At 53.8% G+C, this 14,695-nt stretch carries 11 protein-coding genes; 6 read left to right on the plus strand and 5 right to left on the minus strand.

What is annotated here, in order from left to right:
* Positions 1–2: 2 nt before the first annotated feature.
* From AC27K1_RS18740 to AC27K1_RS18750, 3 genes are read right to left on the minus strand one after another with little or no spacing between them, the layout of a single operon-like run.
* Entirely contained in the window at positions 3–1,175 is a 1,173-nt protein-coding gene (locus AC27K1_RS18740; protein ID WP_487152318.1) for a serine hydrolase domain-containing protein, read from the minus strand.
* Positions 1,172–3,313, minus strand: a complete 2,142-nt coding sequence (gene dinG, locus AC27K1_RS18745) for an ATP-dependent DNA helicase DinG (protein WP_487152319.1) — start codon at positions 3,311–3,313, stop codon at positions 1,172–1,174. The genes AC27K1_RS18740 and dinG overlap by 4 nt, the downstream gene beginning before the upstream one ends.
* 9 nt (positions 3,314–3,322) lie before the next feature.
* On the minus strand, positions 3,323–3,601 hold the full coding sequence (locus AC27K1_RS18750; protein ID WP_487152320.1) for a DUF1145 domain-containing protein: 279 nt from the start codon (positions 3,599–3,601) through the stop codon (positions 3,323–3,325).
* 213 nt (positions 3,602–3,814) lie between these two features.
* On the opposite strand from AC27K1_RS18750, the gene AC27K1_RS18755 reads away from it, so the two are divergent.
* From AC27K1_RS18755 to AC27K1_RS18770, 4 genes are all read left to right on the plus strand, one after another.
* Positions 3,815–4,303 carry a DUF6231 family protein gene (locus tag AC27K1_RS18755; RefSeq protein WP_487152321.1) on the plus strand — a complete coding sequence of 163 codons (489 nt, stop codon included), beginning with the start codon at positions 3,815–3,817 and terminating at the stop codon, positions 4,301–4,303.
* A gap of 10 nt (positions 4,304–4,313) precedes the next feature.
* The gene (locus AC27K1_RS18760) at positions 4,314–4,799 is read left to right on the plus strand and encodes a YchJ family protein (protein ID WP_487152322.1); all 486 of its coding nucleotides are present in this window, start codon (positions 4,314–4,316) and stop codon (positions 4,797–4,799) included.
* Between the two features lie 785 nt (positions 4,800–5,584).
* On the plus strand, positions 5,585–6,559 hold the full coding sequence (locus tag AC27K1_RS18765) for a TAXI family TRAP transporter solute-binding subunit (protein ID WP_487152323.1): 975 nt from the start codon (positions 5,585–5,587) through the stop codon (positions 6,557–6,559).
* A 150-nt stretch (positions 6,560–6,709) separates the two neighbouring features.
* Complete coding sequence (locus AC27K1_RS18770) at positions 6,710–9,319, plus strand: TRAP transporter permease (protein WP_487152324.1); 2,610 nt, start codon at positions 6,710–6,712, stop codon at positions 9,317–9,319.
* A 139-nt stretch (positions 9,320–9,458) separates the two neighbouring features.
* Here the strand turns inward: AC27K1_RS18770 and AC27K1_RS18775 are convergent, their stop codons facing one another.
* On the minus strand, positions 9,459–11,843 hold the full coding sequence (locus AC27K1_RS18775) for a hypothetical protein (RefSeq protein ID WP_487152325.1): 2,385 nt from the start codon (positions 11,841–11,843) through the stop codon (positions 9,459–9,461).
* A 153-nt stretch (positions 11,844–11,996) separates the two neighbouring features.
* Entirely contained in the window at positions 11,997–13,106 is a 1,110-nt protein-coding gene (dinB, locus tag AC27K1_RS18780) for a DNA polymerase IV (RefSeq protein ID WP_487152327.1), read from the minus strand.
* Between the two features lie 143 nt (positions 13,107–13,249).
* Here dinB and AC27K1_RS18785 point away from each other — a divergent pair, with 143 nt between their 5' ends.
* Both AC27K1_RS18785 and AC27K1_RS18790 read left to right on the plus strand, forming a co-directional pair.
* Positions 13,250–13,867: a lysophospholipid acyltransferase family protein gene (locus tag AC27K1_RS18785; protein WP_487152328.1), complete on the plus strand. Its 618-nt coding sequence runs from the start codon at positions 13,250–13,252 to the stop codon at positions 13,865–13,867.
* A 120-nt stretch (positions 13,868–13,987) separates the two neighbouring features.
* Positions 13,988–14,695 (plus strand): response regulator transcription factor, encoded by a 708-nt coding sequence (locus AC27K1_RS18790; protein ID WP_487152329.1) that lies wholly within the window; start codon positions 13,988–13,990, stop codon positions 14,693–14,695.

The raw sequence follows: 14,695 nt of genomic DNA on the forward strand, positions 1-14,695 counted from the left end.
TCTCAGCAGCCATCAAACGCCTGATAAACCGCATTAACCAATTGTTCAGCTCTTGGATCCACCAGCACATACGGCCCCATGCGATTGGTGACAAAGGCAAAGCCAATCTGTCTTTCCGGATCTGCAAACGCCAGCGAACCACCGGCGCCGGTATGCCCAAATGCGCAACGGGACGGGCCAAAACCTGAAAGGGGATGATCCGGCTGACCCAGCATAAAACCCAGCCCAAATCGGCTGCTGCATTTCAGCACAGCATCCGCACCACAGACCTGTTCCTGAATCGCCTCCTGTAACAACTGAGCATCCAACAGCTGTCCGTTACCCGCTGACAACAAACCATAGACTTTGGCCAATGCCCTCGCTGTTCCATGTCCGTTGGCAGACGGAAGCTCCATACGACGCCACTCCGGCCGGTTGGCACTTGTAAGTACACTCATCGGGTTACTAAAGGCGCGAGCTGTTACACCGGTGGGGTTTCCAGTCATTTCCCGAAACAGCAATTGTGCAGCCTTGTCACCACGTACCGGTTCCCCTTTGGTCATCCGGGCAATCAGCCCATGATCATCATCGGGAATACCGAACAGAAAACGCTCGCCCAGAGGCGCCATGATTGTACGTTGCAACCAGTGTCCCATACGCTCACCAGTTGCCCGGTAAAAGAGTTCACCCAGCAGCCAGCCGAACGTGATCGGTGCATAACCATGACGGGTACCAGGTTCCCACCAGGGGGATTCCTGCTCCACCCAATGCACCATGGTTGACCAATCGAAAAGATCCTCATCCGGAATGCGAGGATGAAATGCTGACAGTCCCGCAGTATGGGTCAAAATCTGGCGAAGCGTAATGCTCTCTTTGCCATTCTGACCAAATTCAGGCCAATAGTTGGCAACCGGAACATCCAGCGATAGCAGACCGTCCTGAACCAGCCGTAACATGCAAAGGCTGGCAATGCCCTTGCCACAGGAAAACACATTGACCAGTGTGTCATGGTGCCACGGTTCCGTACGCTCCTTATCCATGAAGCCACCCCAGAGGTCCAGCACCGGCTCTCCGGCAATCGTAACCGCCAGCGCTGCACCCAGCTCTTCTCCCTCGGAAAAGAGCTGACCAAAAGATTCCCGTACCGATTCAAAACGCAGGTCATGGTAGCCACGAACACCGTCAGCCGCTGTCATGCAATCTCTCTTCGGTAAGGGGGCATGGAGTTCAGCAATGCCTGCCCATAACGACGCGTTACCAGACGACGATCCATCACGGTAATGCGGCCGGTATCATCCTCCCGGCGCAACAATCGACCACTGGCCTGAACCAGGCGAATGGCTGCATCCGGAACGGCAATTTCCATAAATGGATTACCGCCGCGTGATTCAACCCATTCTGACAGCGCGGCCTCCACCGGATCATCCGGCACCGCAAACGGAATCTTGGCGATGATGACGTGCTCGCAATAGACTCCGGGCAAGTCGATACCTTCCGCAAGACTGGCCAGACCAAAGATGACACTGCGACCATCCTCATCGATGGTTTCCTTGTGACGCCGAATCAACTCCTGCTTGGTATAGTCATCCTGCAGCATCACCCGGTCACGCAGCTCGCCGGTCAAACCAAAATACACATCGCGCATTTGCCGACGGGAAGAGAACAGTACCAACGCGCCCTTCACATCACCAATCAATGTTGGCAACTGTTCAATGATCTCTTCTGTATGCCCTTTGGCATCACCAGGATCAGATCGTAATACCGGGACTGACAGCACCGCTGCATCCCCATGACGGAACGGGCTCGGAACACTCTGGCAATTCGCATCTTTTGGCAGTCCTGCGCGCACACGATACCGATCAAACTTGCCCAGCGCCGTCAAAGTTGCCGATGTCACTACCACGCCATAGGCCGTATTCCAGAGATGCTGACGCAAAATCTTGCCCGCAAGAATCAGGCTGCTGGAAACCACCAGATCCTGACTGCCATGGTATTCCACAAAACGCAGCCAACGGGCGACTGGTGGTTCACCTTCCGGATCAACAATGCTCCAGGATTCCCACAACGCCAGGTTGTTCTGCAGACGCAGCAGCATCATGCCAACCACCGGAAACACCTGCTCGGCGTGGAGCCGATCGACACCGGTCACTTCATCATCCATGGCCGATTTCAGTTCAGCGACAATCCGATCCGCCAAGTCCACCGACGCACTGAAGCCAGCTTTCAAACGTCCGGCCAACTCCCGCAATTCTTCCGGAATCACGCCATCGGGAAAACGGTAGAGCAGGGTTCTGCCCGATTCCGTCTCTTCTTCCTGACGAAACTCAGCCGCAGACATCAGCGCTTCGCGCATAAACTGCTGCTCGGTCACCAGTTCCTTGTATTTACCGGTCAGACGCTCAAACCAGCCACCGATTTCACCGGGCAACGGATGTTGCGCCAGAATTTTTTCCAGCTGTTTAGTCGACTGTTCCAGCCAGCGACCGGTATCACCCAGTCGGGTTTCGCAGGCGAAATGGTCTATGGCCTTGTCAGGCAGGTGATGGCCTTCATCGAAGATATACACACAGTCCTTGGGCGGCGGCAGAATCGCACCACCACCCAGCATCAAATCTGACAGCACCAGGTCATGGTTGGTGACAATGACGTCCACCTTGTCCAGCGCACCCCGCGCCTTGTAGAACGGACAGTTGGAAAAATGCGGGCAGCGGTGACCACTGCACTGGGCATGGGTCGCCGTCAGCTGTTGCCACTGTTCATCATCCACGGCTACGGGCCAGCTGTCCCGGTCACCGTCCCAGCGGCTACCGGCCATGGCGCCAAGCATCTCTTCATAGAGCTTCTGGGCGTCTTTATCCAGGTCAATGGAAAACCCTTCTTCCTGAAACAGGGCCATGGTTGCCGAGGCCGCCTGCGTGGACTGCAGCAAAAGATCCAGCTTCTGAAGACACAGATAACGACGACGCCCCTTGGCCAGGGCAAGGGAAAAATCCAAACCGCTGTGCTGGCGAATCTCGGGAAGATCCTTGTTGATAACCTGTTCCTGCAGAGCCACTGTCGCGGTCGCGATCACCAATGTTTTATCCATCGCCTTGGCGACAGGGATCGATGCCAGGCAATAACCTACGGTTTTACCGGTACCGGTACCGGCTTCCACCACGCAGACGGCAGGGTCCGAGGTCCTCTTGCCGCTATCGTCCTGATCAATGGCGCCCAGAGTCTTGGCGATCTCGGCAATCATCAGCTTCTGGCCAAGCCGGGCCTTGAGCTGCTTGCCATTCAGGAAAGACGTATAGGCTTTCTGGATCGATGTTTTAATCTCGTTACTGAGCATTGGCGACCGTCAGTGCTCCTGTACCGGCTGCTGACGCAACATCAGCGTCGCCATATGGAAAAAACCGAAGACGAGTATCAATAGACAATCCATCGCAAAACGGTCACTCATGGCACGGATACGCTCACGCCAGATCGCCACCTCAATCGCATGTACCAGCAGAATCAAACCACCGGCAATCAGGAAAATACTATCGAGAGGGGCCGAAAATGGCATAAAGAAATTCAGGATAACACCCAGCCAGAAGCCCAGTGTGACCAGTTGACCAAGCGCGAGCATTGCTTTCATGAATGACCTGCAGGAATCAGGGAAACAAAGCAGCAGTGTATCGCAACTCATCTCAAAAGACTGTATCTAGATACAGGTAAATCATTGCAGCTTGTGCATAGTGCCGGGTGACATTCCTCATGACGAACCAGCACCTGCACGTTGACAGACTGGCTACAAGCCGTGGTTTTGGCGATAATCCGGAAACCGACTATCAGACACCTTATCAGCAGCATGATCTCGCCTGAACACAGCCCCAGCCACGCCATCATTGCCGTACTTGAGCAGTATCAACCGGGAAAGCTGCTGGTATGCGCGAATGCGATGCCTGCCGTCGTGACGATCTGGCTGACGCAGAACACGGATTGTGATTGCACACTGATCACGGATTTATCAGACCTCACGGATACGGCGCATTTTGATCTCGCCATCATAGCTGAGCGCCTGGAAAGCATGGACAAGCCGACGGCAGTGACGTTGGTCGCAGGGCTTCGGAACCGATACTGTGAACGGATCGCCCTGCTGCTTGATCCAACCTCTGCCGATAAGTGGCTGGATACCGATATCTACAGTCTCGGCCTGCGGCTCAGCGAACGATTCCAGCGTGACGGTCAAACCCTCTGGTTCTGCACCTACGACATCGCCTCCTACAAAACCACACCGGACTGGCTTAACGCAAAACATTGGGCCAACCCGGAACATTTTGGCAAATACTGGTGGTAACCACCGTCTTATGACTGAACAACACATCTGCCCCTGCGGTACCGATACCGCCTATGACAACTGCTGTGCCCGATTTCACCGTGGCGATGCCCGACCGGAAACCGCTGAGCAACTGATGCGTTCCCGCTACAGCGCCTGGGCACTAAGACTGATCGATTACATTATCGCCACCACCTGGCCAAGACAACAACGTTACCTGCAACGCAAGGCACTGGAAGACTGGGCTGATGCGACACAATGGCAGCAACTGGAAATTGTCGATACGGACAAAGGGCAAGCTGGCGACACCGCAGGCGAGGTGGAATTCCGTGCAACCTATCGCTTAAAAGCCAATGGAAAAATCGATGTTCATCAGGAGCGATCTTCATTTATTCGTGAAGACGATCAATGGTTCTTTATTGACCCGACCAGCCCAACAGGCTCAAATACCGGTCGAAACGATCCTTGCCCTTGCGGGAGCGGCAAGAAATACAAAAAATGCTGTATGAATAAATAACACGTTTTAAAAACGCAACGTGGACAGCAAATGGGTAGTTCAGGCTTTTCTTGGTAAAAAACTTCTTACATAAACACAACGCTAATGTCAGGCCTGAACCACACAAAATGCTACCTGAATACCACCATTTGCCAGCCATTCAGTAAGTTTTCCAGATACTGAGTGGGACAAGCATTTTCGCCCCAAGATCTTAAACTTGAATCAGCCAGCCTTTAATGGGTTTCAGAGCAAAAGTCTCTACAGTGGCGGAGAATGGGTAGTGATAGTCAGGAAATGCTATTACAACCCTGTCAATTCCAATGCCTTATTTGCAGGTCGTCATTTCTGAAAATTATTGCCCACAATCAGCTCTCCTCAACCAGAAACAACATTTTCTCATTATTCAAGCAGGAAACGATTGGCAGATGCGCTCATTATCATCGAATGATCGTGTATGAAGAGTATTCTTTCATTGAAACACTTTACTATCAGAAGCCAGTAACCACACCAGACAAAATACCACCAACCCCGGCCCGTACCAGACATCTTGTTTAGCGACAATATTACCTGATAGTATGCGTATCACTACGGATAACACTTCGGTCGTAACAGGCTGAAAGCTGGATCTCAGCCCGCCATAACAACAACATCGACACCCGTGAGCCATGGGTCGCCGGTGACACAAAAACAACATACCCCACGGCAGGTCGTGTCCTGCACGCTGCACGCCAAAACAACAGACTGCCAACAGTCAGACAACGTGCGGTAACTGTCGTGGACATTGATAAACCTGACAGGGGGAACCTATGTCGATAGCCAAGAAAATCAGCCTTGCCCTTTGCACTGCCGGCCTTGCCGCCGCAGCAATGAGCGCCCATGCCGCCGAACGCCAGTTTGTCACCATTGGCACCGGTGGTGTTACCGGCGTTTACTACCCCACAGGTGGCGCGATCTGCCGCCTGGTGAACAAGGACCGCAAAGAACACAAAATCCGTTGTTCCGTGGAAAGCACCGGTGGTTCCATCTACAACATCAACACCATGCGCGGTGGCGAGCTGGATCTGGGCGTTGCCCAGTCTGACTGGCAATTCCACGGCCTGAACGGCACCAGCAAGTTTGAGAAACAAGGCCCTTACAGCGACCTGCGCGCTGTTTTCTCCCTGCATCCTGAACCCTTCACTGTCGTTGCCCGCAAAGATTCCGGCATCAAAACCTTTGCAGACCTCAAGGGCAAGCGTGTGAATATCGGCAACCCCGGTTCCGGCCAGCGCGGCACCCTGGAACAGCTGCTCAAGGAATACAACTGGACCTTTGATGATTTCAAACTCGCTACCGAGCTGAAGTCTGCAGAGCAGTCCAAGGCGCTGTGCGACAACAAGATCGACGCCTTTGTCTTCGTTGCCGGCCATCCCAGTGGTTCCATCAAGGAAGCCACCACCTCCTGTGACGCCGTTATCGTACCGGTGGAAGGCCCCCAGGTCGCCGCCCTGCTGGCTGACGCCCCTTACTACCGCATGGCCACCATCCCCGGCGGCATGTACCAGGGCACACCCGATGACGTCACCACCTTTGGTGTCGCTGCAACTTTCGTCAGCTCCACCAATACCTCATCGGATGTCGTCTACCAGATCGTCAAGTCGGTCTTCGACAATTTCGACGATTTCAAAAAACTCCACCAGGCCTTCTCCCATCTGAAGAAAGAAGACATGGTGTCACAAGGTCTCTCCGCGCCCCTGCATGAGGGCGCCGAGCGTTACTTCAAGGAAGCCGGCCTGCTGTAAGGCGTGTCCATCCCCTGTCAGCCAGCGCCCGCCAGGGTCGCTGGCTGACTGATTTCCCACCCATGCTCGCGACCTGCGTGACGGGTTTTCACCAGGGAAACAGCCGCCGGAAGCCGTCTGTCCCTGATGCCAAGACAGGCTAACGAGACCATGAGCGACACCAGAACACCCGAGTCTGTGCAATCCACCGCACAGCAGATTGTCGATGAAGCCGATTCCGGCGCCCGCAGACTGAGCGGACTTCCAGGCAAACTCTTGCTGGTCACCGCCCTTTGCTGGTCACTGTTTCAACTGTGGTATGCATCACCACTGCCGTTTATTTTTGATTTTTTCATCCTGAATGACACCGAAGCACGGGCTATTCACCTCGCCTTTGCTATTTTCATGGCGTTCCTTGCCTGTCCGGCCCTGAAAGGCTCTCCCCGTAACAAGGTGCCAGCACAGGACTGGCTGCTGGCACTGGTCGGCGGCTTCAGCGCTGCTTACATTTTCCTTTTCTACGATTCCCTGGCCGAACGGGCCGGTGCTCCGATCACAACAGACCTGATATTTGCCGGCATCGGTATTCTGCTACTACTGGAGGCGACCCGCCGGGCACTGGGGCCGCCACTGATGTGTGTAGCCGCCCTGTTTCTTGTTTATGTGTTTGCTGGTCAGCATATGCCTGAAGTCATTGCCCACAAGGGCGCCAGCCTTAACAAAGCACTGTCGCATTTCTGGCTGACGACTGAGGGTGTATTTGGCGTTGCACTGGGCGTCTCGACCAACTTTGTTTTCCTGTTTGTTTTGTTTGGGGCATTGCTGGATCGTGCCGGCGCCGGACAATATTTTATCCGCGTCGCCTTTTCCCTGCTGGGGCACCTGAAAGGCGGGCCCGCTAAAGCAGCGGTAGTCTCATCCGGACTCAGTGGCATTATTTCCGGTTCCAGTATTGCCAACGTAGTGACCACCGGCACATTCACTATCCCGCTGATGAAACGGGTAGGTTTTCCCGGTACCAAGGCGGGTGCTATTGAAGTCGCGGCCTCCACCAACGGACAGCTGACACCACCCATCATGGGGGCTGCAGCATTCCTGATGGTCGAGTATGTCGGGATTTCTTACCTGGAAGTTATTAAGAGCGCTATTCTTCCCGCCGCGATTTCCTACATTGCACTTTTCTATATCGTGCACCTGGAAGCGGTGAAAGCAGGGATGGAGGGTCTTCCACGCCGAAATAACCCGGGCCTGCTGCGGTCACTGCTGTCTTTCAGCGGTACCATTCTGGGACTCTGCGTCCTGAGCCTGGCAGTGTATTACGGCATTGGCTGGACCAAGACGGTCTTTGGTGACGCTGCGACCTGGATTGTTGCCACCGGCGTTCTACTCGCCTACCTGGGATTGACCTGGCTGGCTTCCCGTTCACCGGAAAATCATTTTGAGCAGAATGACAGTGAAGTGCTGGAAATGCCACCGGTCGGCCCGACGGTTCTGAGCGGCCTGCACTTCCTGTTACCCATCGTCGTATTGATCTGGTGTATCGCCGTTGAACGTTTCTCTCCGGGACTGTCGGCATTCTGGGCGACTGTCTTTTTGATTGGCATTGTCGTGACACAACGCCCCCTGATTACGTTCTTTCAGAAAACCGGCTCAGTATCAGCCGCATTGTCTGACGGTATCACTGACTTGCTTCAGGGTCTGGTCAGCGGTGCACGTAACATGGTGGGGATCGGCGTAGCCACAGCCGCAGCTGGCATTGTCGTCGGTGCCGTGACACTGACCGGTATCGGACAGGTAATGACGGAATTCGTCGAATTCATCGCCAGCGGCAACATTCTGCTCATGCTGATCTTTACTGCCGTCATCAGCCTGTTACTGGGTATGGGATTGCCGACAACGGCCAACTATATTGTGGTATCCACGTTGATGGCGCCTGTTATCGTCACACTGGGAGCCCAGCATGGCCTGATTGTTCCGTTGATCGCCGTGCATCTCTTCGTGTTCTATTTCGGCATATTGGCAGATGATACGCCACCAGTTGGCCTGGCAGCGTTTGCGGCAGCAGCCATTGCCAAAAGCGATCCCATTCGCACTGGTATTCAGGGATTCACGTACGACATCCGTACAGCCATCCTGCCGTTTATGTTCATCTTTAATACGGAGCTGCTGCTGATTGGCATTACCAGCATTGGGCACCTGATACTGGTCGTCTCCAGCGCACTGGCAGCCATGCTGGTCTTTGCGACGGCAACCCAGGGCTACTGGCTGACCCGTACCCGCTGGTACGAAACCATTCTCCTGCTGGTCATTGCCTTTGTCCTGTTCCGCCCCGGCTTTATCTGGGATCGATTCTGGTCAGAGCGTATAGATCTGCCAGGGACTGCCCTGTACCAACAACTGGAATCACTACCCGATAGTGCAGACATTCGTTTGAGGGTGGCAGGCGAAACGCTGGAAGGGAAAGCGGTTGAAAAGACGATCCTGCTGCCAACAGGGAGTGGTTCTGTCAGTGAACGACTGGCAACCATGGGGCTGGAACTCATAGAAGACGGCAACAGCCTGTTAGTCGATAACATTGAATTCGGTTCCGCCGCAGAGAAAGCCGGCCTGGATTTTGACTGGCACATCCTGGCTATAGAGAAAGAGAATACGGAACGCCCGGCGAAACAATGGCTCTACCTGCCAACACTGATACTGCTGTTTGGACTGTATATTAATCAACGGCGCAGACGTAACCATCAAAATCAGGGGGAAACCGGAACCAGCACGGCTACAGCCTGACAGCACGAACAGGTATCCTTCTGACTAAATACCGACAAGCCCTGAAGGATGCCTGTTCAACCAATACCTGGAAGGATATTTTTCCACCCCGTACTCGATCGGTCGTCAAGCACCAGATTATCCAAAATTAACGGTCTCCCTACAGACCGCTAGCGCCAAAATGAGATACTGACGGCTGTGGCTCTTTTGCCTTGTCATCAAAAGGCAGAAAGGGATCATATTCCCTGTTGTCTCGAGGCTCTTTCGGGTAAGACAGACTTACAGTTTCTTCGGATAAAGCCCCTTTTGACCTTTCAGCATGCAGCTGCAGATGGCCTTCAAGATTCCTGATGGCTTTAAAGCCCTTACTACATTGGCCACAGCCAAACACGGTTTTTGAGTAAAGCGTGTTTTTTATCATGTCATCCTCAACCACTTCCTTCTCTTTTCTCAGGATTTGACATATTTCCTGCATGTGATTCTCTTCAAGACGATAATGACTCACCAGGCTGTCCAAACCAGAGAATTGCTGCCCGCAGGGAATGCACCTGGTCTGCAAAACCTTGGGGCCAAGAAACAACCGACTCGTGTGGGCATGGCATCCCTCTTTGTTACAAACCAGGCAGGCACCAGCGGGAAGCTCAAGAGGAGCTGCCTGTGGGATAGGGATATGTATGTCGATCCAATCCTCATCATTCAGAGCCTTGAAGGCAGCTTGGACGGCATTATTCTCAGGCAACCTGGCATAGCGCTTAACAGCGCTGAAATAATCCTGCCCAAATCCCCTGCGAATAAATTTACTTAACAGCCCCAACTCCGGATCCTCAACGGGTTTTAAATCGTCCGCCAGGGACGCATGCGCCGGAGGGGAATCAAACAGGCTATGACTGACTGCCAATCGCAACCTGTTGTGTCTCTCGCTGGCGGGTACCCCCTGAAGCAATTGTGGCTTGACAGTCTCGGGCAAGGGAGCATGCAAGGCAGGTATCAGTTTACCCATGCTATCCAGAGCTGCCTCCCTGTCAGCGGTGTCTACTGTACTACTCGATGCCGCCGCTCCCGGAGAACGGGTACCTGGGGCGAGAGCGTTGTCTAGCAGATCTGCCCAAGCCTGCCGATCATACCGGTTATCAGAAACTGCTTTTTTAAAAACAGAATGGAACATATCACCTGGCGTCACCGCACCACGTATCCTGTCCCACGCATCCATGGCATTGCCTACATGGCAACATAACCGGCTGTCCCTGGTCAGCAGATGCCCCGCCTCTTCCACTTGGCTTCGCGTGTCTTTCCTGACACCCTCTGCCCCTTCGGGTAACACAGGCAACCTTGTATCTCCCAATGGCAACAATGGCACGTAGGACTTGCCCAGCAGTTGCATGAAACTGGAAGAATTTGCCCCCTCCAGGGTCATCGCATAATCCGCAATACAAGAAATCCACTGAAACTGGGCCTTGTCCAGCCGCCCGCAGTAAACAAGGCGTATAACCGGCAGACCGACCTGCTGCTTCTTTGCCTCAGCAAACAGCCCGGACGAGATACCGCCTTCACTCAAAAAGTTAACAAACGGCACATTGAGATCGTTTGCCACTGTCTGAAGTGCGCCGACATCCTCCAGGGGACTGATAACCAGCAGTACCGTGGCTTTATTTTCCGCTACCGCTTCTGGCTGTCGAACAGCCTTGATAAGGCGCCTGATCACAATGTCATGCACCCGCAACACGTCAGCGTGATGAATACCGTAAACAGGCAGCAGATGTAACCTCCGACTCCTGACGCTATCTAGAAGATCACGCAGTTTGATGGACACCTGACTCTTATCAGAAAAAAGTCTTAACGGATTTTCCGGCTCACTGTAAGGCAGCTGGTAGTTTGCCAGCTCTGGCATGGCGATAATCTTGCGTACGCCAGTGATCGACTCAAGCCGTGCAGCTTCTTTTTTCCATCCATAAGGCGGGATAACCAGTCCATAGCGCGCTTTGAGCCATGAAAGCTCACACTTGAGCGGCCATACGGCCAGCGGTTGATCTGGATAATCGAAAGGTTTCTCACGGGAGAGCCGCTCCAGCGCCTTACTGGGGATGCATTCACACCCCCGCTGTTTCACTGTGACAGTCTGAACATCACAGATATCCGCCTTAAAACCCGGGAGCAAACGACCCAGCTTGCCGCGCAGATTCGACATGGCTTCATCATCCTCAGCGTGATAGACCAGCTGCAAACGCCCACCGAAAGCAAGGTTCACAATATTTTCCATGATGGCAACCGCCGCCGTCTGATCCCCCATGCCATCGGACTCAATGACCCCGACCCGGATAACCTCGAGCTTGTTCATTTCTTTAAACCATTTTTCCCTGGCACTGACCCTGGTTCTGCTAACTGATCGCTGACCGATGTCTACATCCGGCTGCCTGGATGGCGCATCCTTCGACGATGAGGAACCTGCACCCAAAGAGGTGCTCGCTGCGCCACTGTCTTTTCCTGCTGTTTTCCCTTGCTGTTGCCCTGCCCCTTTCTGCACGGCAGATTCCGTTACTCCCTCCACGTTCCTTGACTCCATATTCAGAACTGAGGATGAACACTAGCAATGAGCAGGAAAGATTGTGATAACAGTCCTGATATTCAGGACAGTCCGGTCAGGGAACATCTACAGACATCAGGCGCGCGCAGAACCAGGCAGTAACACCATTGGCCGTTTTTACGGATTTGCTTTAGGCGGAAGATCATCAAACAGGTGCAGCTGCGCCTGGGATTCCGGCGGTTTCAGGTCATGGAGCCGAAACCCGACCCCCAGCAGCCTGACCGGCTTGTTACCCCGCGCCCAGGCACGACCGGCCAGTTTCATGAAATAATCCGGTGAATAGAGTGCTTTTTCACTCAATGCACAGAGTTCTTCCAGTGTCGTCTGGGTAAAGTCATTGAATTTGATTTTTACAAAGCGTTTTGACACCGCATATTCGCGCTGGATTTTTTCATAGCGTCGTCTCAGCTCGTCAAGCAGATCCGGTATCTGAAGTTGTATCGCCTCAGTATCAGGCAGATCATGATCATAGGTGTTTTCAACTGATATCGATTTACGGCGCCAACTCACTTCAACAGGACGCTGGTCAATCCCGCGGGCCAATTCATACAGTCGTGAACCAAAGGTGCCGAAATGCTGAGTCATATCGACCAGTGAAAACTGTCGCATGTCTTCACAGGTTTCTACCCCCATACGCTTGAGACGCGCAGCAGTAGCCTTACCAACGCCGTGTAACTTACGGACAGGGAGTTGCCGAACAAAGTCATCAACCTGGTCCGGGGTCACCACACAAAGCCCATCCGGCTTGTTCCAGTCACTGGCGATCTTGGCCAGGAATTTGTTCGGCGCAACCCCGGCAGACACCGTAATGCGTGTTGCTTCCTTCACACGCGCACGGATCTCGCGGGCTATCAGGGTGCCGCTGCCATGGCATTTACCACAGTCCGTCACGTCCAGGTATGCCTCATCAAGCGACAGTGGCTCAATCAGGTCGGTGTAATCCGCAAAGATCCGGTGAATATCGCGAGAGACCGCTTTGTATAAGTCAAAGCGCGGTTTGAGAATAATCAGGTCAGGACAGAGCTTGCGTGCATAGGCTGACGCCATGGCGGAATGGATGCCGAAAGCCCGGGCTTCATAGTTGCAGGTCGCGATGACACCCCGCTGGTCCGGCAGGCCGCCCACCGCCACCGGACGCCCCCGGAGGTCGGGATTTTCCCGTATTTCAACCGATGCGTAAAAACAGTCACAATCGACATGGATGATTTTTCGTCCGGTATCCTGCATAAACAGTCAGCTGTTTTATCACTCACTCAGGCCATTCTATCACCCGTTACCTGAATAAATGTACAGGCTTATACGAATAAGCTTGCGCCCCGTCAGGTTTCCTATTTTTTCCCATTGAACAGAGAACGCTAAGGCACACTTCCATGCGCTTGACGATTTTTGACACGCCGGTCATCAGCCACCTGATGGTATTCATTGCCTGGCTGGGCCTGAAGCTGGCTGGCTGGAAAACCGAAGGGGAAAAACCGGCCATGAGTCGTTACGTGCTTATCGGCGCGCCACATACCAGCAACTGGGACTTTCTGCTGTTTATGGCGATAGCCCTGCGCTTTCGCATAAAACTGTACTGGCTAGGCAAAGCCTCTCTGTTCCGAGGCCCCATGGGTCCTGTCATGCGCTGGTTGGGCGGTATCCCGGTTTACCGCGATCGCAACTGCAACCTGGTTTGCCAGACTGTGGCTGCATTCCGCCGCTATCCCCGGCTGGTACTGGCCCTGAGCCCTGAAGGCACCCGCAGCTATGTCAGCGAGTGGAAAACCGGCTTTTACCATATTGCCCGTCAGGCTGGGGTGCCCATTCTGCCCGGTTACCTGGATGCCCGGACCAAAACGGTAGGGCTCGGTCAGCCCATTCGCCCCAGCGGGGACATTGCCAAGGATATGGCTTGTATTCGTCAGTTTTATTCTGCTTTTACAGGCATCAAGCCTGAAGGCTCCAACCAGCCATCGATGCCTCTGCACGCCGAGAATGACCCTGCCTGAACCCATCATTCGGCTATATTAGCAATAAAGGAAGGAACCACTCACTGCCAGAGCGCTGACGAATTGACGGGCACAGATCCCGGTGGCAATCTGACAACGCGTACAGGAATGGAAGACACCATGGCCCATACGATCATCATTGCCGAAGACCACCCGTTGTTTCGCACCGCGCTCCAGTCTGCCCTGAACCAGGTGTTGGATGATGTCAGGGTTATCGAAACCGATACCATCGCCGCCCTGCAGCAGGCACTGGAGGAAACCCCAAATCCAGACGTGGTGCTGCTGGACTTCCACATTCCCGGCGCACACGGATTTTCAGCCCTGATGTTCCTGACCGGCCACTATCCGGATGTCCCGGTTCTGGTTATCTCGGCCCGGGAAGAAGAAACCATCATTCTGAAAGCCATTGGCTATGGCGCCTCTGGTTTCATCCCCAAATCAACACCGCTGGATGCCATGAAAACTGCGATCCAGCAGGTACTTGACGGAAATATCTGGGCACCCGCCAACATTGACCTCAACCGGGATACCAACCGGGTCAGCAGTGAGATGGAAGAGAAAATCGCTTCCCTCACGCCACAGCAGTTTCGTGTGCTGGGCATGATCAGTGAAGGCATGCTGAACAAACAGATTGCCTTTGACCTGAATGTCTCGGAAGCGACCGTCAAGGCCCATGTCACGGCTATTTTCAAGAAACTGGGCGTCCGTAACCGTACCCAGGCTGTCATCGCACTCCAGCAACTCGAAGTGGATTATGATGAAAATGGTGGCTCAGATGACACCGCGACCCGTCCATCAGGTGACCACACGCCCCCACCAGCCCAGTAA

This window comes from Kistimonas ophiarachnellae (assembly GCF_057552235.1).